The following is a 26,041-nucleotide window of genomic DNA, read 5'->3' as shown; positions in this document are numbered from 1 at the left end:
TTTTTAACTCCTAACCCCATGTCCGTTCTCAACCGTTTTCTCCGCTACGTGCAAATTGATACGCAATCTGATCCGCATTCTGAAACCTTTCCGAGTACTGCAAAGCAGCGTGATCTGAGCAATCTGCTTGTGGTGGAATTGCAGGAAATGGGTATTGCCGATGCTCATTTGGATGAGCATGGTTATGTATATGCCACAATTGCGGGTAATTCCAATAAGCCGAATGTTCCGGTAATATGCTTCTGCTCACATGTCGATACTTCACCTGACGTGACCGGTGCAAATGTGAAGCCAATTGTACATCAGCATTGGGACGGAACGGATATTGTATTGCCCGACGACCCTACACAGATATTACGTAAGAATGAGTTGCATGATCTCGAAAATCAGATTGGCAATGATATCGTCACAGCAAGCGGCACTACATTACTCGGAGCTGACAACAAAGCGGGAGTTGCTGAGATCATGACGGCAGCCTGGTATCTGATGCAGCATCCGGAGATCAAACATGGGGATATCAAAATTTTGTTTACACCAGATGAAGAGGTAGGGCGTGGGACAGAGCAGGTGAATCTTGCAAAATTGGGTGCAGATTATGGCTACACTGTGGATGGGGAAGCTGTGGGTACACTGGAAGATGAAACTTTCTCCGCAGATGGTGCCAGAATTACCATCACCGGTGTGAGTACGCATCCGGGTTATGCATTTGGAAAATTGGAAAACGCGCTGAAAATTGCGGGTGATATTCTGGCCTCTTTACCCAAAGATAGTTTGTCGCCGGAAACAACTCAGGATAAGGAAGGGTTTATTCATCCCGTTCATTTTGAAGGTATTCAGGAGCAGGCGATTATAGAGTTTATCATACGTGATTTTACTGAAGAAGGTTTAAAAGAAAAAGAAGACATGCTGCAAGGTATTGTTAATGAAGTACTTCAGCATTATCCCGGTTCTTCTGCGCAACTTGTTGTGAAGGAGCAATACAGAAACATGAAAAAAATCCTGGATCAGCACCCGCAAGTAATTGAGAATGCAATCAAAGCAATGAAACGAAGTGGACTAGAAACCACAGCCAGAAGTATCCGGGGTGGTACCGATGGATCGCGGTTGTCTTTCATGGGTTTACCTTGCCCTAATATTTTTGCTGGCGAACACGCATTTCATTCACGTTTGGAGTGGGTTTCGGTGCAGGATATGGAAAAGGCAGTGGAGGTGATTGTGAATTTGTGTAAGGTTTGGGAAGAAGAAGCGTGACAAGATTCTGTCGCTCTCAGGCAAAGAATCTGATAATAGGTTTGACATCAATTTATGGCAAAAAAGACTAAATTTTATGTAGTGTGGCAGGGAAGGCAAACGGGTGTTTTCACTGACTGGAAGGAGTGTGAGGCGCAGATCAAGGGTTTTGAGGATGCGCGTTATAAATCTTTCGATTCACTACAGGATGCTGAAAATGCCATTCAGCGTAATTATTGGGAGTTTGTAGCACGTGCAGGGCAGAAGGAAGCGCCCAAACCTACCACACTTCCACCCGCAAGCATAGGAAAACCATTGAAAGAAGCCATTGCGGTAGACGCCGCCTGGAATACGGCCACCGGCGATATGGAATACCAGGGCGTGTATTTACAGTCGGGGACCAAAATATTTCTTCAGGGGCCTTTCAAAGATGCTACCAACAATATTGGTGAGTTTCTGGCGATTGTGCACGGACTTGCTTACCTACAAAAAAAAGAAAGTAACCTGCCCATCTACAGCGATTCCCGGACGGCGATTGCCTGGATTAAGAAGAAGCACGCCAATACCAAGCTGGAACTCACACCGCGCAACAAGCCGGTTTTTGAAATGCTGCAGCGTGCCGAAAGGTGGCTGGCAGCCAATAAATTTACCAACCCGATCCTGAAATGGGAAACGGAATATTGGGGTGAAAATCCTGCTGACTTCGGTAGAAAATAATCGATGGCAAAGAATTCGTATTTCAGGTTTAAGCAATTTACCGTACATCAGGGGCAGTCGGCCATGAAAGTGTGTACAGATGCCTGTGTACTGGGTGCCTGGGCGGATCTTGGCGAGGCTGAACATATTCTGGACATCGGAACTGGAACGGGTTTACTGTCACTGATGGCAGCGCAACGCAATTCTAACGCGGAAATACATGCTGTAGAGCTGGATGACGACGCGTTTAACCAGGCAACCGAAAATTTACAGGAAAGTATATTTGCCGAACGTATTCAGGTTTTTCATCAGTCTATACAGTCTTATGAACCCAATAAAAAATACGATTGTATCATCACCAATCCGCCTTTTTTTCAGTCAGATCTGTTGTCTCCGGATCAGCAAAAAAACAAGGCGCATCATGCCACTTCGCTCACTTTTGACGAATTACTGACAGCTATCGACAGACTGTTAACCGATGAGGGCAAATTTCATATTCTGCTGCCAGTTGACGAAGCGGGTGTGTTTCTTCAAAAAGCGTTGGTTGATGGCTGGTTTTTAGCTGATTCACTCATTCTTCAGCATAATAGCAGTAAAAAACCATTCAGGCATATTATGACCTTTTCGAGGAAATATATTTCTGATAGTCAGATTGTTAATTCTGTTTTGCATATCTACAACACACAAGAGAATACCTATACCGACGCATTTAAAGATTTATTGAAAGACTTTTATTTGATATTTTGATCAGGAAAAATGCGAACTTTGGGCTTTAAAAGAAAGTTGGAGATTTTCCCCGTTTTATTTATTCATGATTGACTCTGGTATTCAGATTTCCGTAGTAATTCCGCTATTCAACGAAGAAGAGTCATTGCCGGAGCTTAGCGCGTGGATTGAGCGTGTGATGCTTGCTAATAACTTTACTTACGAAATTCTGTTTATCGACGATGGAAGTAAGGATCAGTCATGGGCTGTTATTTCAGAACTTTCCCGTAAAAATCCCTGCATCCGTGGCATGCGCTTTGTCCGTAATTATGGTAAAACAGCTGCTTTACAAACTGGATTTCAGGCAGTAAAAGGGCAGGTTGTGATTACAATGGATGCTGATTTACAGGATAGCCCGGATGAAATACCAGGGCTATACAAGATGATTACTGACGAACGTTACGATCTTGTATCAGGTTGGAAAAAGAAACGTTTCGATCCGATCACGAAAACAATTCCTACCAAGCTTTTCAATGCAGCCACCAGAGGAATCTCAGGTGTGACGTTACACGATTTCAATTGCGGGCTGAAAGCGTATCGCAAGGAAGTGGTTCAGAATATCACCATTTACGGAGAGATGCACCGCTATATTCCTGTGATTGCCAAATGGAACGGTTTTGCAAAAATCGGAGAAAAAGTAGTACAACACCAGGCAAGAAAGTACGGTCATACAAAATTCGGTCTGGAAAGGTTTATTTTCGGCTTTCTGGATTTACTTTCCATCGCTTTTGTTAATAAATTTGGTCGCAGACCCATGCATTTTTTTGGCAGTCTGGGAACACTGATGTTCTTTTTCGGGAGTTTAATCGCATTTTGGCTGATCTCTTCAAAAATTTACAAGATTTATGTGTCCCATGAGCCATTCAGAAATGTAACAGAAAACCCAATGTTCTTCCTGGCATTGGTAGCAATTACAGTAGGCTCGCAATTATTCCTGGCGGGTTTCATTGGGGAATTGTTTGTGAAGCAGTCGGTGAATAAAACAGGTGATTATCTGATTTCTGACAAAGCAGGAGAAACGAATAAAATATAAACACTCAAAATAATAAGTAGTAGCAAGTTAAGCCTTTTATACATTAAATAATGATCGCTAACGTACACAAAGCCCATCCCTGGCATGGTATTCCAATGGGAGAGAATGCACCTGAACTGGTTACAGCATTTATTGAAATTGTTCCGACAGATACAGTAAAATACGAAATAGATAAAGCTACGGGTTATCTGATGATCGACCGCCCGCAAAAGTATTCCAACATTGTACCGGCACTTTACGGATTTATCCCAAAAACCTATTGCGCAGAAAAAATCGCTGCTCTTGCACGAGAGCGTTCTGGTCGTGATGTTACAGAGGGAGATGGTGATCCGCTTGATATCCTGGTATTGTGCGAAAAAATCATTTCTCACGGAGATATCATGTGTCAGGCTAAGCCAATCGGCGGTATTCGTTTGATCGATGGTGGAGAGGCAGATGATAAAATTATCGCTGTTTTGAAAGGAGATGAAGTTTATGGCGGTTTCTCTGACCTGAGCCAGCTTCCTGAGGGTATCGTAGAGCGCCTTAAGCACTACTTCCTGACTTACAAAAACCTTCCCGGCGAGAAAGCACATATCGAAATCACCAATGTTTACGGTAAAGAAGAAGCGCATGAAGTAATTATGACTTCGGTTGAAGATTACAAGCATTCTTTCTACTGAGAGGAAGTTCAGTCTACTAAATAGCTGACCATAAAGCAATTTAAGCCGTTCCATATAGGGACGGCTTTTCTTTATGCTTATCTTTGTGCAAAATTTCTGGTTGAGCCGCTGGTTACAGCTTACACAGGGAGACACTGAGATGATAAAGACAACCACAGAGTTATCTGTAACGTGCTGTCAATAAAGAACGGAGCAGGTCAAAATGCTTTTTATTGATCTGTACGAAAGAAGATAAAAAACAATAGATGAGTAATTTACAGGAAATAAAGAAACGCAGGACATTTGCGATTATCAGTCACCCGGATGCCGGGAAAACGACTCTGACTGAAAAACTACTTCTTTTCGGAGGTGCGATTCAGACTGCCGGTGCCGTAAAGTCCAATAAGATTAAAAAGACTGCTACTTCCGACTTTATGGAGATTGAGAAGCAGCGTGGTATTTCGGTGGCTACTTCGGTAATGACATTTGAATACCGCGATTTGCTGATCAACATTCTGGATACACCCGGTCACAAGGACTTTGCTGAAGATACCTACCGTACACTTACGGCTGTCGATAGCGTAATTCTTGTGATTGACTGTGTGAAGGGTGTGGAAGAGCAAACGGAACGATTGATGGAGGTTTGCCGCATGCGTAATACGCCTGTGATCGTGTTTGTGAACAAGCTGGACAGAGAAGGCCGTAATGCATTTGAGCTGTTAGATGAACTGGAGACCAAACTCAAAATCAAAGTTCGTCCGCTTACATGGCCGATCAACATGGGCGCGCAGTTCAAAGGGGTATATAGCCTCTATGAGCAAATGCTCTATTTCTTCGCCATCAATAAAACCAAGATTGAGAGCAATGTAGCAAAAGTGAGTCTGGAAGATGATAGTCTGACTGACCTTGTCGGCGAGCGTGATGCCTTGCAATTATTGGAAGATGTGGAGCTTGTTGAAGGGGTTTATGATGAATTTTCTGAGGAAGCTTATCAAAGTGGAGAGCTTGCTCCTGTATTTTTCGGTAGCGCAATCAACAACTTCGGTATTAAGGAATTGCTGGATACTTTCTGCGAAATATCGCCTATTCCGCAGCCACGCCCTACTGATGTTCGTCCTGTAGAACCTACGGAGCCGAAGTTTACAGGATTTATTTTCAAAATCCACGCTAACCTGGACCCGCGTCACCGCGACCGTATTGCTTTTCTTCGCATCTGCTCCGGCAAGTTTGAAAGAGGTAAGTTTTACAAACATATAAGGTTGGGCAAAGACGTCCGTTTTTCAAGTCCTTTTACTTTCATGGCTTCTGATAAGAGTGTGATGGATGAAGGTTTCCCTGGTGATGTGGTTGGTTTGTATGACACAGGTAACTTCAAAATCGGTGATACACTTACAGAAGGGGAGAAGCTGCAGTTTTCAGGTATTCCCAGCTTTTCACCTGAGATTTTTAAGGAGTTGATAAATCTGGACCCAATGAAGTCCAAACAGTTGGAAAAAGGAATTCAACAGTTGACAGATGAAGGAGTAGCGCAGTTATTTAACCTTGATCTTGGAAACAGAAAAATTGTTGGAACAGTAGGGGAACTTCAGTTTGATGTAATTCAATATCGTTTGGAGCACGAATATGGAGCGAAATGCCGCTGGGTACCGATGAACATTTCGCGCGCATGCTGGCTTACTGCAGACGATAAACCTGCGATGGATCAGTTTGTTCGTTTGAAAGGTAACCAGATCGCTTTTGATAAAGACAGAAATCCGGTATTTCTGGCTGAGTCGGAATGGATGATTCGTATGAACAGAGAGAACAATCCTGCGATTCATTTCCATTTTACATCGGAATTCAAAACGGAAGTAGGAATTTAAATCAAAGCATATAGTTCGATAACAGAGCTGCTATAGATTTCATAGTGAGAAGCCGGCGAATGTATTTTGCCGGCTTTTTTATAGGCTTTTTTTCGCTTCGCACAGCCTGTAGACGTACCAGTATCGTGCCGTTTTTCCACTTCGGTATTGAGCTATGGTCTCAGCTTTTTCTATGGATGAAAATGTTTCGGAAAAAAGACTGACCGGATCGATAAAATTATTAGATGTAGCGATGTAATAGGCATTCTCACCTGTGCTGATCGGCATGGATAATGTATTCATCCACACAAATTTATGCAGATCCTGCATGTTACCAACACCGCGTATGGGCATACGCAGAGGATAGGCCGTATAGTAAAAAACATGTGCTCCCGGAAACCATTTGTGAACAATCACAGGTGCTGTTGCAGACATTGTCCCTTCGGTAATATCCTGATTACGAATCTTTTGAAAAGCAGGTAAAAGTTGGTTCCAACCGTACATATCCAGTGTGAAATCTCCTTCACCCAATTTTTCATCAGGTGCGGGAGAGAGTGTTCCGGGATAGAAGTTGATCAGCAGAGGCCCGGCTAAAAATACAAAAATCGCAAACGCTACTGATATACGAATTAGTTTTTGGAGCAGTTGAGAATGACCGGAAGTTGCCGATACGGCCGTGAGTAGTAGCAGTCCGATGAACCCCGGGCCGCTCCAGTGAGGTAATGTAGACCTGAACATGGAAATAAACAACGTGCAAATAATAATTGGCAAACTAATCCACATGAGCAAGCAGAACATTTCGCTTTTGATCCAGTCCGATTTGTATTGAATCCAGGCGAACAGGACGGCTACAAAAATAACCGGATTCATGTAAGCGATTTGCCCGATGGTTGTTACCAGAAAGGATTTGAAGTTAAAGCCCTGATTTACCTCCACGCGTTCGCTATGAAAGCGCCAGGTAATAAAATCATTGTTGATATTCCAGAATAATATGGGTGAAATGATCGCCAGACTCGCGAGTAAGCCTATATAAAGTCCGCGGTTTTTGAGCCAGGATGGTTTCTGAAAAACAATAAAACCAAGCATACCGTACCATAGAAACGCGCCATGAATTTTACACATCATCGCCAATCCTGTGTAGATTCCGAAAACGATTAATTTACGGTTTAACTCTTGGGGTATGGACGTACCTACAGTTTGTAAAGCAGTCAGTAAGGCGAGCAACCAGAACGTGAGCTGAATAGAATCCGGAATGATAAAGGTTCCTGAAATGATGCTGGTGTAGATACAGACATTGTACAACAGTCCGGCAAGTATTCCTGCGCGTGCGTTTAGCAGTAATTTCCCGCAGCGAGTAATCAGCCAGGTATTCAATGCGGCGCCTGCAATAGCTGCCAGTCTTACAGTTACTTCATTGAGGATCGTCAGGTTGAAAGTGAATAATCTGATCAATAAGCCGACAAGCGGAGGATGGTCAAAATGATTCCAGTCTGGCTGAACGGCATAGGTGAAATAATAGACCTCGTCGTTTCCCAGACTTGTTGTTGATGCGGCGAGCAGGCGTAAACCAGTGCTGACTACTATAATCCAGGTAAGAAAATGTTTTTCAGAAATGTTCTGGACAAACGTACGGATTGAGGTCATTTGGGTCCCTGTTTTATCTGAAAACCAATCGGCGTAGCCTGAACCTCTGCGGACGGTTGCCGGCCGTTAGTCTCCAGATCAGAGCCATCCATGTCCCGAGAATAAGTATACCAACAGTACGGTACAGCAAAGTTTCCTGATGATGAATTACCGGCACACCTGGCTGGTAACCGGAAGGTGATGTGAAGAAAACCGGGTTCAGATATATACTGGTACCGTTGGTGTAATGAAAGGTAGTACGGGCATAATGATCGTCCTTGGAGATTCTGAATCTGATCTGGTCAGCACCGTGCTTCTTGCTTAGCGTTTTCCCTTCCTGCCCGGTTACATAAATCTCGTTGGCGGGATGACTCATTTCTACCAATACAGAATCCACATTTACTGTAAGTTTTTTGAGATAAGGCATATCAGTTAAATCCTGTTCCTTCCCGATTTTGACTCCGTAGCTTTTTCCTGTACGTAAGGCTTCCAGGACATTTTGTCCTGATTTTTTCGGAAGATTAACAAACGTGCACATCGTACCAAGGCGCTCTTTTGTCAGTACATTATGGATGTCGTCATCTCCGACAATAAAAACCCGCTTTCCAGCGGATAGGGCTGCATCCCAGGCGCTTGTGGAAGTGACTGAAGGATTCAGAACTTCCATACAATCGTAATTTTCCAGTTGTGCCATATCTTCATCAGTGTAACCGGTTCTAAGACCGGGGTGATTCAGAATAGTAACGGTTCCCCATTGTTTCAACTGATTAAGTACGTGCTGTTTGTTATGAACCGTTTGCGGAAACAGGTAATCAATCCATTGTACACCCGTACTTCCCAATACGAGCTGGTGTGTTTTCCGGATGTTGTAGCCATGCTCGTAGGCGGGCAGATAGGTTGCCAGTGAAGTGCTGTGAGTGGTATCAATCTGATGATAATTGGAAACGCAATGAACGCCATATTGCAGTGAATCGTAAGCTGCATGTATATCTTCCGCCGTTCCATGTCCGTTGGTGATACCGTTCCAGGCATGGGCATGTGCATGGAAATTTCCCTTAACCCAGTGAGCGGGATTTAACGAATCGTAAGGATTAAAGATTTCAGATCCTTCAAACGCCACCGGATCCGGGAATGAATATCTGTTACAGAAAAAATACTGGGAGACCAGAAGCCATAAAACCCAGGTCAAAAATACGATGCCGAAAGTGCGAAATGTCCTCATATCGGCACAAATATGAGATTGCAATTTTAACTCAGTGTGAAGTTCGCCGGTAAATGATGTGTTAAATTTTATTCATTATAGCTTAATAATGAGGTTAAAAGAAATGGGGAAACTTTAGGTAAGTTTGGAGTTTCCTTATTTCTGTGTTGGGTTACTTAATCCGGATATTCAACCAGGCCGATATTTCTGACAGCATCGTCGATGCGAACATCTGGCTGGTGTCAGCATACTCTTTGGGAGAACCGGTCTCACATTCCTGAAAGAAGTGGTTGAGATTTTTCAGTTCTTTGGCTACGACATTCGTATTTCCTGCATTTTTTAAAATAGATTGGGTAAGTGGGAGATTGTCCCAAGGCGTTACCTGCAGGTCTTTTTCACCGATGAGTGCCAATACGGGGCATTTTATCTTCGCAAGATCTACCGCAGGGTCATAGTCGATGATGTACCGAAACCAGGGCGAAGAAAATCTCTGAATGTTTGCTTCCATCATTTGTTCTTTGGTTACACCCGGAGGAATCAGTTGGCCTGGAAGTTTCAATTCGTTGTTTTTTGCAAGTATTGTCAATTGGCTTTTCAGGCTGTCGTTACTGATATCGCTGGCTGCAAGTTCATATACTTGCCGGTTTACTTTTTTCATTTCTTCCACCTCTTTTTCTGAAACCCCGAATGAGCGGGCAATGAGACTATCCTGCGTCACTAACCCTTTAAGAATATTTACTGCCGGACTGGCAAGCAATACCATAAATGCAACATCGGCTCTTCGGGCAGCTACCAGTGTTGCCACCATGCCTCCTTCGCTGTGCCCAATCAGCCCAATCCGTGTTGTGTCAATGTCGCTTCTCGTTTTGAGATAAGCCAAAGCACTTTCCGCATCCATAGAAAAATCAACACCGGTTGCACTTTGAAAGTCACCGGTAGAAGACGCAGTTCCACGGTCGTCGTAACGCAATACAGCTATGCCATTTCTGGTAAGGTGATCCGCCAGAATAAGAAACGGCTTATGTCCGAGTATTTCTTCATCTCTGTTTTGAGGTCCACTTCCTGTAATCAAAATAACCGCAGGGAATTTGCCGGTTTCAGATGGCAAAGTGAGTGTTCCTGCGAGTTTAACTTTTGCTGGTTTGTTTTCAAATGTAACGTCTTCCGATTTGTAGGGATAAGGTTTTTCGGGCTCCCAGGGTTTTGCCTCAAAAGCTTTACCCATGTATAAATAGGTTATAAAAATAGCGACGAGTGCCATTGTTCCAAGGCCGGCGATGAGGTAGGGTTTCTTCATAAACTATCTGTAGATTGATGTTTCTTCCGGACACTTCCGTTTTGGCTTACAAAGTAAAATCTTCAAAGAATCTCACCCAATAGTTAGGTTTTATTTGTGCTATTCAAATAATTATTAAAATTTTTTGCGGTCGAATATATGGTTACGTGTCTATAGTATCGTCAACTATTTTAGTGACACATAAAATTAATGGAAAGCTGTCCGGCATGAATCATATAAGTGTACAATCAATTGTAAAAGCTGTATTTGTCTTTTGTTTCTATCTGTTTCTGAGCTTCGATATATCTGCACAGGAGGTGATTCCATTGTGGCCGCAGGGGAAGTTGCCGAACTCAAAAGGCCTGAGTCAGAAAGACAGTATCAATAACGAGCGTCTGTTTCAGGTGGTAAATCCCCGTATACATGCTTTTTTTACTTCGGTGCAAGAGAATAAAAGGGCGGCGGTACTGATCATTCCCGGCGGAGGTTATCACCATTTATCATTCAATATCAGTGGTTTTCAGTTGGCCAAGTGGTTCAATACACTGGGAATTAATGCGTTCGTACTTGATCACCGATTGCCACTTTCTCCGGATTTGAAAGAAAGGGAAAAAGCACCTTTGCAGGATGCACAGCGTGCGATGCGGATGATACGCGCCCATGCGGATCAGTGGGGTATCGATCCGAATAAAATAGGTGTATTGGGAACATCAGCAGGCGGGCATCTGGCAGCTACTTTGGGCACTTTTGAAACTGATTTCTCAAAAAACAACGATAGTCACGATCAGTTTAAATTCCGCCCAGATTTTATGTTGTTGATATCTCCGGTCATAGATTTAGGTAAATACGCACACAAAGGAAGCCGCGATAATCTTTTGGGACCGTCTCCGTCGGAGGCATTGGTTAATCAGTATTCTTTGCATAAGCAGGTTACCAAAAATACACCGCCGGCTTTTCTGGTACATGCATTTAACGATAAGGCCGTTTCGCCTCAAAATAGTATGTTATTTTATCAGGCATTGCTGGATCATCAGATTCCTTCCAGTTTGCATATATTTAATCAGGGCGGACACGCCATAGCACTCAGAAATAATCCGGGATCAACCAATCTCTGGACTTCTCTTTGCGAGGCATGGCTTACGGAAATCGGTATTATCAATGAAAACAAATCAAACTAATATGTTTAAAAAAGTAGGCTTCCTATTTGCCTCGGTATTGCTTTGGAGCGCTTCGTTGGCGCAGGTTCAGGTTGTTGAACAGAAATTTACAGTTGCTCAGGATGGCAGCGGTGACTACACTACCATTCAGGAAGCTGTGAATGCGGTCAGAGATCATTCGGAGATTAAGGCTGTCATCAGCATCAAAAAAGGTACGTATAAAGAAAAACTCGTGATACCTGCCTGGAAGAAAAATATCGCTCTGATCGGTGAAAGTAAAGAGTCAACCATTATTACAGGAAATGATTATTCCGGTAAAGATTTTCCGGGCAAGGATTTTACACAAAATGCAAAATACAGTACCTACACTTCTTATACGGTACTTGTTCAGGCAAATGACTGCGTGCTGCAAAACCTGACTATTGAGAATACCGCAGGAAGAGTAGGGCAGGCCGTTGCACTGGCCACCGAAGCGGACAGAATTGTGGTAAGTAACTGTAATATTCTGGGTAATCAGGATACATTATATACTTCCAAAGATGGGCGTAACTATTTCAAAGACTGCCTGATCACTGGTACTACCGATTTTCTTTTCGGAGAGGCAACCGTCGTTTTCAGTAACTGCGAGATCAAAAGTTTGTCCAACTCCTATGTAACAGCCGCTTCGACAACCCAAAAACAGCCATTCGGTTATGTGTTTTTCAATTGTAAACTTACTGCGGCTGAGGAAGCAACGAAGGTTTATCTGGGCAGACCGTGGCGTCCGTATTGCAAAACGGTGTTTATTGATACTGAATTGGGAGCGCATATTGTGAAAGAAGGCTGGGATCCGTGGAAGGGTGATAAAATGTTTCCTGAAAAAGAGAAAACTACGTTCTATGCTGAATACAATAGTACTGGGCCCGGTGCTAGTCCCAAGACACGTGTAAGCTGGTCAAAACAACTTACCAAGGCAGAAAGAGCAAAGTATACCTTGCAGAATATTTTCTCCGGCTGGGACCCCAAAACACTTTGATTATCCACTTTACACGATCAATACGATGTTAAGAAAACGCTTTTGGACGATTGCCTTGGTAGCAGGTTCATTACCAGCTCTTGCGCAGATTCAGCCATCGGGAGTGCCTGATACCAGCTTTACGGTGGCAGGATCCTATCAGAAGGAATTAAAATACCATCCTTCGATTACCCTGGCAGATTCCACTATGCCCGCCAGCGTGACCGTGCTTCGCAACGTGCCTTATCGTACCATTAATAAAGACCGAAAGCTTTTGCTTGACATTTACAGGAAAAGAGAAAAACAAGCCAAGGCGCCTGCCATACTGATGATTCACGGTGGTGGTTGGCGTTCCGGTGACCGTACGCATAACGCTACGCTTGCCCGTCGCCTGGCAGATAAGGGTTTTATTGCGATCACCGCCGACTACCGGTTATCAACCGAAGCTTTGTACCCGGCAGCGGTGTATGATGTGAAAGCGGCCGTTCGCTGGATCAAAGCCAATGCAGCTCAATACGGTATCGACCCCGCGCGTATTGCGATCCTCGGGTTTTCTGCCGGAGGTGAGCTGGCTGCATTTACCGGTGCTACCAACGGCAATAAAAAGTATGACGGTCCCGATCCTGAAAATGCAAAGTATCCAAGTACTGTTCAGGCGGTGATAGATATAGACGGTACTCTTTCCTTCGTTCACCCGGAATCGGGAGAAGGGAATGACAGTAAATCCATTTCGGCAGGAACCTATTGGTTTGGCTATTCAAAAGCAGAACGGCGTGAGATCTGGGAGGAAGCGTCTCCGTTGGCTCACGTTGGCAGTAGTACGCCGCCTACCATTTTTATTAACAGTTCTGTCGACAGGATGCATGCGGGGCGAACGGATTTTATTAAAGTGCTGGACGGACATGGTACCTATAACACCATCAAATCTTTTCCTGATGCACCGCATACATTCATGTTTTTCAACCCATGGTTTGAGCCTACATTGGTCGCCATCAAGGATTTTATGAATAAAGTTTTCCCCTCTGGAAAACGATAGCCAAACAGAATACAGAAAGAAATAAATTTTTTATAAGTTTTAAAGAGTAAATTTTGTTTTACCCTGCTTTACTGGTGATTCAATAGCAAAAATGGATGCAAATTGATATGGAATCTTGATTTGATATTATTTATACTTTCCATAATATAATTTTCATTTTTTGTTAACTGTTTCTTAGGCAAAGCGAAATGGACTACAAGAACCTGGGCGATACAGCATTATTTAATCTCCTGAGAGCCGACGACGAAGTGGCTTTTCAGGAGATATATCTGCGTCATTGGAAAAGGTTACTAGTTATTGCTCATAACAAGCTGCCTTCCACAGACAACCCTGAAGATGTTGTGCAGGATTTGTTTGTAAAGCTATGGGAGAACCGGCATAGCATATTTGTGGAGAACCCACAGGCATATCTGACTAGCTCTTTAAGGCATTCTATCATCAATGTTTTCCGGAGCCGGCTGGTGAAGGAAAAGTATGTGGTACACGTGCAGTCATCACCGTCGATGGATTATAACACCGATCATCAGGTTGCTTTCAATGATTTGGTGTCCTCAGTGAACAGGCAGGTGAAAGAGCTTCCTGACAAAACCAGAGAGATATTTATTCTGAACCGGTTTGAATTTAAATCTGCGCGGGAAATTTCCTCGCAGTTACAAATCTCGGAGCGCACGGTGGAATATCATATCAGTCATGCGCTAAAAGCATTGAAACCGTTTTTTCAGGAATATCTGGTTCTTCTGTTGATTGTTTTAAGATTAAAATAAATTTTTATTGGATAAATCGTAGAGATGTAATTCTATCGATGTCTTTTTATATAAACTTTTTGATATTTAATTAAATCATTTGCGGTCGGTGACGGACTTTGCTGTCATGTATTCAGAAGCGAATAAATCTCAATGAGCCGGAAAGAATTTTCTCATTTACTGAAGAAATACGACGAAGGTACCTGTACCGAAGAGGAGAGGTTATTTGTGGAGCATTGGTACGCCATTACCCGCAATGAGGAGCGTGAACCTTTGGAGGACACTGATTTAGATTCTCTGGAACCCACTTTGTGGAAGGCGATTCAGGGACAGATCAGAGACAATGAAGAATCGGATTCTGTAGAAATGAGCAGAAAATTGCCTGTCTATCGCTGGCTGGGCATTGCTGCATCGGTGGTGATTCTGATAGGAGTATTTATAGGAATAAAAGAGAAGCAACTGCCGGGAGATGGTTTGTTTGGCAAGATTGGATGGGAAACCAGGGTCAACAATTCAACCAAAGAGATAACTGTGACATTGCCGGATGGCAGCGAAGTAAAACTTTCTCCCAAAGCCTCTGTTGAATACAGAATACAGCAGGATGGTGATAAGCGTGAGGTGTATCTTTCCGGAGATGCCTTTTTTAAGGTAGAAAAAATGCCAGCCAGACCGTTTTACGTTTACACAGGGAACGTTGTCACCAAGGTATTAGGAACCAGTTTTTTTGTAAAAGCCGGTCAAAATGCAAGTGAGGTGTCGGTGGAGGTGGTTACGGGCAGGGTTGCGGTTTTCAGAAAGTCGGCGGAAAAAAATGAAGAGCTTGTGATCACGCCTAATCAGAAAGCGGTTTACGAAGAAGTTGAAAAATCGCTGACGGCAGGATTGGTAGAAATTCCAAAGCTTATTCAGGAAGAAAAAACTGAAAAGGAAATGCTTGTATTCGAGTTTCAGGATCAGCCTTTATCTGCCGTTGTTGCTGTTTTGGAAAAGGCGTACGGTATTGATATACAATTAGAAAAAGAGAAAATTAAAGATTGTCCGTTAACGGCGAGTCTGGCTGGCTTTACATTATATCAGCAGCTGGATATGATTTGCGCGGCCACTAAAACACATTATGCCAGACAAGGAACAGTGATCCGAATCGGAGGTGAAGGATGTGCTCACATGCAATGATCTGACAGTATTTTTAAATGAACAATGCCTATGTAATGACATTTCCATGAAATAAAAAAAGCTGACCATGTTTGCCCCATGATCAGCCTTGTGTTTCCCCTGAAATTCCCGGAAATCCGTTGAACTCCGCTGACTTTGCCGGTCAGCAGAACAGGGAGATTTTGTCAAAATTTTGATGGTTTGAACAAAACATTTAAAGTTATGAAAAAAAATAACTCAACCCAATCGGTATGGGTGGATGACCGCTATGCGCTTATTTTTTTTACAATTATGAAGCTTTCTGTTTATCAGCTTTTTATTTTGATTGTATTCGCCGGAGTTTCCAGAGCGCATATTGTTACAGCTCAGGAGCTGCTGAATCTTTCCGTGTCTGTTCATGCCGAAAAGGCGCCATTACGTACTGTTCTGGGAAGTATCGAAAAGCAGACCGGTGTAAAGTTTGTATACAGCTCACGTAACATCGGGTCCGAACGCCCCGTCAGTATTGAACTGAAAAAAGCCAGATTGTCCGACGTATTGAAGGAACTGTTGCCCCCGCTTCAGCTTACTTACAAAATCATCAATGGGCAAATTATCCTGGATAGCAAACAGGTAGGCGAGGCAGAAACGCTCCTTCCTGAAAATCCGGCGATGCTGCGCCAGATCACAGGCTTGGTAAAGGATGAGAAAGGTGAAGTGTTGCCGGGTGTGAGTGTGATCATCAAAGGGACTCAAACCGGAACGATATCCGATGACAAAGGACGTTTTAAACTGGGTGTAGAGAACGACGAAACGATACTAACATTCTCTTTTGTAGGCTATAACAGTCAGGAGGTGGCAGTGGGAAAGCAGTCGGTGCTGGATGTGACACTACAACCCGATATCAGCAAATTGGATGAAGTGGTGGTGGTAGGTTATGGTCAGGTGAAGAAGGCGGATCTCACAGGTTCGGTCGTATCTATCAAGGAATCACAGATTACCTCCACCCCGGTTACCAATGTACTTGAAACCCTGCAAGGCAAAGTGGCTGGTATGGATCTTACCCGTGCCAGCGGAGAAAGCGGGGCTGCTATGAATTTCACGATCAGAGGGAATCGTTCTTTGAATGCTTCCAATCAGCCGTTGATTCTTGTGGACGGTATACAATATGGCTCCTATATTGATATTAACCCCAATGACATTGCATCCATCGAAGTACTGAAAGACGCTTCTTCTACTGCTATTTATGGTTCAAGAGGTGCAAATGGCGTTATTTTAATTACTTCCAAAAGTGGAAAAGCCGGTAAAACCAAAATCGAATTCAACAATTATATAGGGATCAACAATCCGACAAACTACCAGCGTGTAACGAACACGGATCAGTTTGTAGCCATTACCCGCGAGGCCTACAGAGCCAACGGGCAATGGAACAGTCCGGCCGATGATGCTACGATTTTTAATGTGGCAATGGATAATATCAATGCTGGTGTGGATACCGACTGGGCAGGACTGATGCTCCATAAAGGCATGGTTCAGAACAATCACCTGGCGATATCAGGAGGGAACGAAAAGACAAAATTCAGATTGTCATCAGAATACTTTAATGAGAAAGGCTCTATGCGTCACGATCAGCTGAGGAGGTTTATACAGCATTTGAACCTGGATCATCAGGTATTGGACAATGTGAAATTAGGAATGGTTTTAAACTTTAACTCATCCACACAGCAACGCCGGAATACCAGTTTCTGGAACCTGATCAAAAATTCAACTTTGGGTATTCCGTATAATGAAGATGGTTCGATCAACAGAATGCCGTTTCCGGGATCGCTGGCACTTAATCCTCTTTTGGACGAAAGTCTTGATAACTATTCCAATAAAACGACAAGCAGCAGAGTTTTTATGCTGGGTTTTGCGGAGTGGGCTATTGTCAAAAACCTGTCAGTAAAATCGAGTTTTGGACTGGACCTGTTTAACAGTCAGCAGGGAATTTTCGAAGGTGCGAATACAACATTGGCGGGAGTTAACAACGGTTACTCCCGTTCTGCACTTGTCGATCTGAAAAACAGAAGCTGGACGTGGGAAAATGTACTGAACTATTCGAAAGATGCAGGCAACCATTCTTTTAACGCAATGTTGGGAACGAGTATGATCAGTTACCGTTACATGAATTTTTCAGGCGAAGGCAAAGATCAGCCGTTTTCGTCTTCTCTGTTTTATAACCTGGGAACGAATACAAAAGACATTATTACCAAAAGCAGTTTGACGGAAAGTGCACTGGCGTCCTTTTTTGGAAGAGTAAACTACAAATTTAAAGACCGCTATCTGCTGACAGCATCTCTGAGAAGTGACGGGGCTTCTGTACTGGCAGATGGACACAAATGGGCGTACTTTCCTTCGGTGGCAGCCGCATGGCGAATTATGGAAGAACCATTTCTTTCCGGTAGCGGGAATACCTTGTCGGATCTGAAGCTTCGTGTAAGTTATGGTGTTTCCGGAAACAGTGCGATTGCAGCCTACCAAACACAGGGTGGTTTGAGTCGTGTAGCATTTTCATTTGATGAGACGCCGGCATTCGGTTACTGGCCTAAATTACTTGCTAACAAAAACCTGAGCTGGGAGAAAACCGGTACAGTCAACTTTGCGCTGGATTTTGGATTTTTTGCTAATCGTATAGTGGGTTCCGTTGATGCGTATCAGACTAATACGAAAGATTTGCTGATGGACAGAATCCTGCCTTCACTTACCGGTTTCAGTACAACGGTAGATAATGTAGGAAAGACGAAAACACGCGGAATAGATGTGATCGTCTCAACAAGAAATTATGCATCCAATAAATTCACCTGGACCACTGACATCAATTTTGCCACTTTCAAAGAGCAGATCGTTGCATTGAGTACCGGTGGAAATGATGTTTCAAAAGCCTGGTTTGTAGGAAAGCCGCTTCGTGTCTTCTACGATTATGAGAAGACAGGAATATGGCAGACTGCCGAAAAGGAAGAAGCTCAGAAATACAATAAACTGCCGGGTGAGATCAAGGTAAAGGATCAGAATAATGATGGTAAAATCACTGCCAGCGACGACAGAGTAGTGCTCGGACAGGCATCGCCGAAGTGGAGTGGGGGAATTACAAACAACTTTACCTATAAAAATCTTAGCCTTTCCGTACTGGTATATGCAAGAGTAGGACAAACTATTGCCAGTGATTACTACGGCTATTACTACCCCGGAGGAACAACGGCAGTTGTAGATTACTGGACGCCGGAGAATCCTACCAATTCCTATCCGAGACCATGGATCAGCAGAACAGATCAGTTTTTGTCGACGCTTAAATATGTGGACGGATCTTTCTGGAAAATCAAAGATATAAGATTGAGTTACAGCCTGCCTTCGTCAATCCTGAAGAAGACTCCGATGAATGGTGTGACAATATATGGAACGGCGAAAAACTTTGTGACTTTCAGTAAAATCAAAGATTATGATCCTGAGCGCGGAGGTTCAGTGGATTATCCTCTTACGAAGCAACTGATTGTAGGACTGAATGTTAATTTTTGAAAGAGACATCTGTAGAGCAGTATAAAATCTAATTTTGACAGATATGAAGCTTATTAAATATACAGCGGCAACAGTTGTTTTTCTGTTTGCTTTCATGCTTTCCTCCTGTTCAGATTTTCTGGAAGAGACCAACAATAATACCGTAACCGGCGACACTTTCTATAAAACCGCTGAAGGGATGGAAAGCCTCGTGAATGCCTGTTATGCGCCAACCAGGATCTGGTATGGAAAGGTAATCGGGCATTTGCTGACGGAGGCCGGAACGGACGAAATGTTGTACGGCAATACCGCTGCCGGTTCTTATCCTTTTTATGATTATAACCCTAATTTACAGGCAACTAACGATGGTCTTTTCTTTGTCTGGAAGAGCTTTTTCAAAGGAATTAACACCTGTAACATCGCGATTAACCGTATAGGAGAGTCTGCGCTTTCTCCTGAATTAAAAACAAAGAGAGAGGGCGAAGCACGTTTTCTGAGAGCGTTTTATTATTACCATCTTGTTGAAACTTTCGGTGCAGTTCCATTGAGAACCGAGGAAACGACCGCACCGGAAATGACCGCCTTACGTGCTCCGGTGGATGAGGTTTATAAATTGATTTTTGCTGACCTCGAATCAGCGCTTGGTAAATTACAAGGTGTTGTTACGCCCCAGGGCGGTCGTATTACAGAGCCCGCAGTAGCCGGCTTTCTTGCCCGGTTGTACCTGACCCGCAACATGAATACCGAGGCTTTGACCATGGCAGATCGTGTCATCAAAAACTACAATTACAAGCTGATGAGCGACTATTACGCTTTGTGGAACATTGAAAACAGCAATGGAAATACGAATAGCGAAGTGGTCTGGTTTGTCAACTACTCTGAAAACAATACGCTGAATGACTATGGCCGTTACGATGACCTGGGCTATTTCTGGCTATGGGAGGGCGGCAACCACGGGCATTTGCTTTATCTGCCCAATTTTGTAGGACTCAAAGGTTGGCAGTATGACCTGGAAACAGGCCGTCCTTTGATCCAGTATATGCCTTCGAAATACCTTTTGGACATGTATGATGAGACCAAAGATGCCCGCTGGAATGGAACTTTCCGCACGGTATGGCGAGCCAACGATCCTGCCACACTTCCGCAGGGGTTTGCCTTGGGGGACACCATTGCTGTTATAGCAAAACGCCTGGTTACTGAAGCTTACAGAAAATCTAAACCCTATACCATTTTTGATGCGAATGATATCTACCAGTCGAGCGGATTACCGACTGTACCACGTCACCGCTTTGCAGCCCTTCGCAAATTTGCGGATCCTTCCCGGGCCGGCAAGGATGTGGTTGTGAGCAAGCGTGATGCATTCGTAATCCGTTTAGCGGAGATGTATCTTATTGCTGCCGAGGCAAGTTTGAAGTTAAATAATACTGCCAATGCTGCATCCTATCTCAATGTTTTGCGCGAGAGGGCAGCACTTCCCGGTAAGGTGGCGGAGATGAAAGTTACTGCATCTGATATCACGCTGGATTTTATTCTGGATGAAAGAGCAAGAGAATTTGCTGGAGAACAGCTCCGCTGGTTTGACCTGAAAAGAACAGGTAAACTTTTGGAAAGACTCAATAAATACAATTTGGATGCGGCACCGAATGTGAAGGAATTCCATTTGTTGCGACCTATTCCAAGAGTAGAAATTGACGTGCTGCAGAATAAAGCAGAGTTTGTACAAAATCCTGGTTACAACTAAAAGTACGACTGTTTGCAGATAGTCGGAATTGAAATTTTTTAACTGTGATTAATCCTCATTTCAGCTGTTCCAATTGAATTGGAGGCTTGGGATGACCTTGGGTTTTCTATTACTATACTCTATTTTAAATAGTATTAATCGAATAATTAATAATCTTTTTCTATTTGTGTAACCAATCCTCTTTTATGCTATGACTTGATTCAATATCCTCTTTTACCCATGAATTTTTTAAAGAATTAATCACCAATTTTAACTTGAATCAGTATGAAAATACCAATTCTACAAATCCTCCCCAAAGCCAACAGATGGGTTTTGGTCATTTGCTGCCTGCTGTGCGCTGCGCCTGGTTTTGCACAGCATAAAGTTTCCGGAATCGTAAGTTCAGTGACGGATAAAGAAGGACTTCCGGGAGCTTCCGTTCGCGTAAAGGGCGGTACAAACGGAACCACTACCGATGCGAAAGGTGCTTATACGATCAGTGCTACCAATGATGCAGTGCTTGTTTTCAGTTTTATCGGGATGATCACCAGTGAAGTGCCGGTAAACGGAAAATCGAAGATAGACATCGTTCTGGAAGATGACGCCAATAAACTTGAAGAGGTTGTGGTAGTTGACTTCGGTTACGGAACTGTAAAGAAAACGGATATGACCGGGTCTGTAGCCACCATGTCAGGTCGCGATCTGAAAAACATACCTGTTGCCAACGCCGCGCAGGCGATGACGGGCCGTATGCCCGGGGTAAGTGTACTGACTTCCGATGGTTCTCCTGATGCAGAAGTGGTGATTCGTGTACGCGGAGGTGGATCGATCACGCAGGATAACTCACCTTTGTATGTGGTGGATGGTTTCATCGTAAATAGCATACGCGATATTCCGCCATCTGATATTCAGAGTATTAACGTCTTGAAAGATGCTTCGGCTACTGCTATTTATGGTGCGCAGGCATCTAATGGGGTTATTGTTATCACGACCAAAAATCCTACAGCGGGGAAGGTTTCCGTTTCTTATAATGGATTTATGCAATACAAATTGCTACCCAAAAACCGGAAATATGAAGTGCTTTCTCCCTACGAGTATGTAATGGTCAATTACGAAAGAGCGAAACTGAGATCAGCCACTGATGTTCGGAATTTCGAAAAGTTCTTTGGTAAATATGAAGATTACGACTTGTACCAAACTAAAAGAGGCACCGACTGGCAGGATGAACTTTTCGGTAGTCCGCGTACCTCGCAATACCACAATGTGAGTTTGAGCGGTGGTTCCGAAAATACAAAAGTCAGTCTCAGTCTTACCAACAATACAGACCAGGGACTGTTGACTGGTTCTGCTTTCAAGCGTAATGTTTTAAACTTCAAGCTGAATCAGAACATATCCAAAAAGCTGAAATTTGAAGGAATGGCCCGTGTAACCAATACTGTCGTAGATGGAGCCGGAACTTCGGGTAATGCGCAAATTAATATCAAAGATGCGGTACAAACCCGTCCTACGAATGGTATCGCGGATGAGCTTGATATTGACCTGACAGCCATTGGTAACGATGATGATTTTCAGTCATTCCTGCTCAGTCTGGTGAGCCCGGTGAAGCTGGTAAAACAGGATTGGCGCAAGCGCGCTACCAACGACTACGTTTTCAGCGGTGCTGTTGGCTGGTCAGTATTGAAGAATCTGGATGTGAAGTCGACATTTACCGGTTCTCTGTCTTTTGATAAAAACCAGCGTTTCTACGGACCGTTGACAGGCGAATCTTTCAACAACGGAAGTAGCCTTCCTATTGGTGAGAAGACAGATCAGGAGTTGAAATCTTTCCGTTTTTTGAATACACTTAATTACCGTCCGGAGGCCTTCGGTTCTCATAAGGTTGACTTTCTGTTGGGTCAGGAGATTTATTCTACGGGAGGTAATTATGCTTTTGTGCGTGCTGAAGATTTTCGTGAGTCTATCGAGCCACGCGAGCTGTTTGCCAACATGACTTTTGGTCGTACAGACAGGCTCGAAACCCGTGAACTCACTAATGCAAACAGGTCTTCAGGGTTCGGGCGTGTGAACTACGCATGGAAAGACAGATACATTGTAACTGGTACATTCCGGGTAGATGCGTCGAGTAAATTCTCGCCTGAAAACCGTCTTGGATTCTTCCCGGCAGCAGCTGTGGCGTGGAAACTTTCAGAAGAACCGTTCCTGAAAAGTGTTAGAGCGATTGATGAGTTTAAGTTGAGAGTAAGTTATGGTGCAACCGGAAATGACCGTATTGATGCTACAGCAACACAGTTCTTGTTCCAGGGATCAACATTGAGAGGACCTGGTTTTGGGAACTTTGACAATACCTATTATACGCCTTCCGGAACTACACTGTACAATCCGAACCTGGTTTGGGAAACGACGATCAACCGTAACGCCGGCGCTGATTTCTCCTTTTTTAAACACAGACTGGAAGGTGCATTTGACCTTTATCATAATACAACCAAAGACCTGCTGTTGAGATCAGCCATTCCATCCAGCACAGGTTTCGTTACACAGTGGAACAACGTCGGAAGGACTTCCAACCGTGGGGTTGAGCTTGGTTTGACAGCTTATCTGGTTGACAAACAGGATTTTTCACTTTCAGCTAATTTTAACATTGGTCGTAACAGAGCGAAGATCGAAGCTTTGGACGGAACGCAGGAGCGCTTCTTCCAATCCAACTGGGCAAGTACCGATCTGCGTGATCAGGATGACTTCTACCTGAAAGTAGGCGGAACAATCGGAGATGTATATGGCTACACCACAGAGGGTTTCTATAGTACTGCGGACTTCTCTTCCTACGATGCGGTCTCAAATAAATACATACTGAAGGATGGGGTTCCAAACTCAGGAGGTATTGCGGGTAATGCAAATATTCGTCCGGGTTTCCTTAAGTTGAAAGACATCAATGGCGACGGCGTGATCAACAGTCAGGATCGCCAGGTAATTGGTAACACCCTTCCGAAGGCGCAGGGAGGTTTTGGGTTAAATGGCCGTTACAAAGGATTTGACTTGTCCGTGTTCTTCAACTGGTCGTATGGAAACGATGTATACAACACAGGTAAAATCCAGTACAATCAGTTCCGCCGTGTAACACATGGAAACCTGCTTTCGATGATGTCGATGGAAAACCGCTTCACTTATCTGGATGTGGATGGTTCGTACACAGGCACTGCCGGAGGAATCGTAACAGATCTGGAGCAACTGGCTCAGATGAACCAGGGTAAAAATATCTGGTCTCCACACGGAATGGGCGATGCGCAAACGGTAATTCACTCATGGGCTGTTGAAGATGGTTCATTCATTCGTCTCAACAACCTGAACCTTGGTTATTCTTTCCCGCAAAGATGGATTTCAAAATTGAAAATGTCTCAGTTCCGTGTGTATGTAACGGGTAACAATCTTCATTTGTGGAGCAAGTATACAGGTTACGATCCTGAGGTGAGTACTTCGCGCAGCTCAGGTTATCAGGGACTTACGCCGGGTGTCGACTATTCGTCATTCCCTCGCAGCCGCTCTTACACTGTCGGTCTTAATGTTACATTCTAATTTCAAATCAGATATTAAAATGAAAAGGATATATATTCTAATTGCCGTAATGATCGGATTGAGCTCCTGTAAAGATTTTCTGGAGCCCGAATCACTTTCTACTTTTGACACCAACTACATTTATTCCAACGTAGAGGACGCCCGCAAGGGAGTAAATGCTGCCTATGTTTCTTTCGGAACGGATGGTTTCCGCTCGCGACTTTCCAACAACATGACGGGTAATACTGACATTGAACGCCAGAGTGGCTGGGGCGCTACAGCGGATCGCCATCAGATATGGAATCTGGAGGCTTTACCAGGAAACGGAGATTTGAGACAATTCTGGAACTCTGCCTATACCTCCATCCGCGACTGTAACATTGCGATTGAAGGTATAGAGGCGAGTAAATTGCTTGAATCAGGCGATGTGGCTTCCAAACGCCAGATGAATCACATGCTGGGTGAAATGTATACCCTTCGTGCTTACTGGTACAGCATGCTGATCTATTATTTCGGTGATGTTCCTAACGTACGTCTCGCGCCGAAAGCAGGTCAGGATTTCTTTCTTTCCCGTGAAGATCGTAACCTGATCCTGAGTCAGCAGATCGAAGATCTGACCAAAATCGAAGAGAAGATGCTTTGGGCTGATCAGGTGAATTTTGGGATTGAGCAAGTTAACCGCGAGTTTACGTTGGGTATGATAGGTCGCCTGGCGTTGCAGCGCGGTGGTTACTATCTGACACCGGATCTGAAAATGGAGCGTAAATCAGATTACAAAGATTACTACGCCATTGCCAGAACGTATACTGAAAAGCTGATTACGCTGAAAGACAGAGAACTTCCGACGGATTATCGTCAGGTTTTTATGAACCAAAGTAAGTTTATCAGTCCGGTTAACAGTGATGTTTTGTTCGAAATTCCATTTGCGCTGGGTAATGGTGATGTAGCATGGAATATCGGGATCACCGTTGATGGTGGTACTACAGCATCACATAGCTATGGCTCAGGAAACAACTATATGTCTATTCCGCCTACTTACTACTTCTCGTTCGATACTACGGATATTCGCAGAGATGTTACCTGTGCATTTTATAAGGTCAATACAAGCTTTCAGAAGGTGTTTGTATCCGGTGTAAACAACATCGCGCAGGGCAAGTGGAGCCGCCATTTCCTGACAACCCCTCCGGGACCATCCACTGCGAAAGGAACGGGTATCAACTGGCCGATGCTGCGTTATCCTGATGTATTGCTGATGTTTGCAGAAGCTGAAAACGAACTGAATGGTCCGACAGAAAAAGCACAGGAAGCATTGAAACGTGTACGTAAAAGAGCATTTGCTCAAACGAACTGGAATACAAAAGTGGATCAGTATGTAACGAATGTAGCTGCTTCAAAAGATGCTTTTTTCAATGCACTTGTGGATGAACGTGGTTGGGAATTTGGTGGCGAAATGATCCGTAAATATGAGTTGATCCGTTGGAATCTGTATTCTAAAAAAATGGAAGAAACGGCCAATGAACTGAAGAAGATGGCGGATGAATCTTTCAATGTGACTGGAAAATATGCTCAGTATCCCGACTATATGTACTGGCGCAGGAATGCAAGTGGTGAGTTTGAAATTCTGAATCCGAACAGAAAATATATCGGTATCCCTGATGACAGCTGGACACGCGTGCCATTCCTGATATCGCTTCACAGTAACCTGACTACCTATGCGGAGTGGATTACCAAAGACTGGGCAAATCACTACAACGGACCGCAACCGGGCGTGGCACGCTACATTTTCCCGATTCCGGCGGAGGCAATTACAAACAGTCAGGGAAAATTGGATAACAGCGGATACAGATTTCAGTAACATTTAAAGTGAATCAGAA

18 protein-coding genes are annotated in these 26,041 nt (G+C 43.8%); 15 read left to right on the top strand and 3 right to left on the bottom strand.

Annotation, left to right across the window (positions count from 1 at the left end; genetic code table 11):
- Positions 1-18: 18 nt before the first annotated feature.
- From pepT to DSL64_RS11340, 6 genes are all read left to right on the top strand, one after another.
- Positions 19-1,251 carry a peptidase T gene (gene pepT, locus DSL64_RS11365; RefSeq protein ID WP_115831007.1) on the top strand — a complete coding sequence of 411 codons (1,233 nt, stop codon included), beginning with the start codon at positions 19-21 and terminating at the stop codon, positions 1,249-1,251.
- A 54-nt stretch (positions 1,252-1,305) separates the two neighbouring features.
- A complete protein-coding gene (locus tag DSL64_RS11360; protein ID WP_115831005.1) occupies positions 1,306-1,947 on the top strand; it encodes a ribonuclease H1 domain-containing protein in 642 nt (213 codons plus the stop codon).
- Positions 1,948-1,950: 3 nt separating this feature from the next.
- Positions 1,951-2,673 carry a tRNA1(Val) (adenine(37)-N6)-methyltransferase gene (locus DSL64_RS11355; protein ID WP_115831003.1) on the top strand — a complete coding sequence of 241 codons (723 nt, stop codon included), beginning with the start codon at positions 1,951-1,953 and terminating at the stop codon, positions 2,671-2,673.
- A gap of 64 nt (positions 2,674-2,737) precedes the next feature.
- The gene (locus DSL64_RS11350; protein WP_115831002.1) at positions 2,738-3,724 is read left to right on the top strand and encodes a glycosyltransferase family 2 protein; all 987 of its coding nucleotides are present in this window, start codon (positions 2,738-2,740) and stop codon (positions 3,722-3,724) included.
- A 50-nt stretch (positions 3,725-3,774) separates the two neighbouring features.
- Positions 3,775-4,386, top strand: a complete 612-nt coding sequence (locus tag DSL64_RS11345; RefSeq protein ID WP_374755830.1) for an inorganic pyrophosphatase — start codon at positions 3,775-3,777, stop codon at positions 4,384-4,386.
- Positions 4,387-4,631: 245 nt separating this feature from the next.
- Positions 4,632-6,227, top strand: a complete 1,596-nt coding sequence (locus DSL64_RS11340; RefSeq protein ID WP_115831000.1) for a peptide chain release factor 3 — start codon at positions 4,632-4,634, stop codon at positions 6,225-6,227.
- 78 nt (positions 6,228-6,305) lie between these two features.
- Here DSL64_RS11340 and DSL64_RS11335 read toward each other — a convergent pair whose 3' ends face one another.
- From DSL64_RS11335 to DSL64_RS11325, 3 genes are all read right to left on the bottom strand, one after another.
- Positions 6,306-7,850, bottom strand: a complete 1,545-nt coding sequence (locus DSL64_RS11335; protein ID WP_115830999.1) for an ArnT family glycosyltransferase — start codon at positions 7,848-7,850, stop codon at positions 6,306-6,308.
- A 13-nt stretch (positions 7,851-7,863) separates the two neighbouring features.
- Positions 7,864-9,051: a CehA/McbA family metallohydrolase domain-containing protein gene (locus DSL64_RS11330; RefSeq protein WP_115830997.1), complete on the bottom strand. Its 1,188-nt coding sequence runs from the start codon at positions 9,049-9,051 to the stop codon at positions 7,864-7,866.
- 151 nt (positions 9,052-9,202) lie between these two features.
- Positions 9,203-10,327 carry an alpha/beta hydrolase gene (locus tag DSL64_RS11325; protein ID WP_115830995.1) on the bottom strand — a complete coding sequence of 375 codons (1,125 nt, stop codon included), beginning with the start codon at positions 10,325-10,327 and terminating at the stop codon, positions 9,203-9,205.
- Positions 10,328-10,533: 206 nt separating this feature from the next.
- On the opposite strand from DSL64_RS11325, the gene DSL64_RS11320 reads away from it, so the two are divergent.
- From DSL64_RS11320 to DSL64_RS11280, 9 genes are all read left to right on the top strand, one after another.
- The gene (locus tag DSL64_RS11320; protein WP_115830994.1) at positions 10,534-11,484 is read left to right on the top strand and encodes an alpha/beta hydrolase; all 951 of its coding nucleotides are present in this window, start codon (positions 10,534-10,536) and stop codon (positions 11,482-11,484) included.
- A 1-nt stretch (position 11,485) separates the two neighbouring features.
- Complete coding sequence (locus DSL64_RS11315; protein WP_115831151.1) at positions 11,486-12,478, top strand: pectinesterase family protein; 993 nt, start codon at positions 11,486-11,488, stop codon at positions 12,476-12,478.
- A 25-nt stretch (positions 12,479-12,503) separates the two neighbouring features.
- Entirely contained in the window at positions 12,504-13,493 is a 990-nt protein-coding gene (locus DSL64_RS11310; protein WP_115830993.1) for an alpha/beta hydrolase, read from the top strand.
- 188 nt (positions 13,494-13,681) lie between these two features.
- Entirely contained in the window at positions 13,682-14,257 is a 576-nt protein-coding gene (locus tag DSL64_RS11305) for an RNA polymerase sigma-70 factor (protein WP_115830991.1), read from the top strand.
- A gap of 132 nt (positions 14,258-14,389) precedes the next feature.
- Positions 14,390-15,409: a FecR family protein gene (locus tag DSL64_RS11300; RefSeq protein ID WP_115830990.1), complete on the top strand. Its 1,020-nt coding sequence runs from the start codon at positions 14,390-14,392 to the stop codon at positions 15,407-15,409.
- Positions 15,410-15,610: 201 nt separating this feature from the next.
- Complete coding sequence (locus tag DSL64_RS11295; protein WP_115830988.1) at positions 15,611-18,919, top strand: TonB-dependent receptor; 3,309 nt, start codon at positions 15,611-15,613, stop codon at positions 18,917-18,919.
- Positions 18,920-18,962: 43 nt separating this feature from the next.
- Positions 18,963-20,639 carry a RagB/SusD family nutrient uptake outer membrane protein gene (locus tag DSL64_RS11290; RefSeq protein ID WP_229217042.1) on the top strand — a complete coding sequence of 559 codons (1,677 nt, stop codon included), beginning with the start codon at positions 18,963-18,965 and terminating at the stop codon, positions 20,637-20,639.
- Positions 20,640-20,903: 264 nt separating this feature from the next.
- Positions 20,904-24,188: a SusC/RagA family TonB-linked outer membrane protein gene (locus tag DSL64_RS11285; RefSeq protein ID WP_115830986.1), complete on the top strand. Its 3,285-nt coding sequence runs from the start codon at positions 20,904-20,906 to the stop codon at positions 24,186-24,188.
- Positions 24,189-24,207: 19 nt separating this feature from the next.
- On the top strand, positions 24,208-26,022 hold the full coding sequence (locus DSL64_RS11280; protein ID WP_115831149.1) for a RagB/SusD family nutrient uptake outer membrane protein: 1,815 nt from the start codon (positions 24,208-24,210) through the stop codon (positions 26,020-26,022).
- Positions 26,023-26,041 lie beyond the last annotated feature (19 nt).

Origin of the sequence: Dyadobacter luteus (assembly GCF_003383615.1) — a bacterium.
In the GTDB taxonomy this organism is placed as follows: Bacteria; Bacteroidota; Bacteroidia; order Cytophagales; family Spirosomataceae; genus Dyadobacter; species Dyadobacter luteus.
This window is presented reverse-complemented; position numbering and strand designations above follow the sequence as displayed.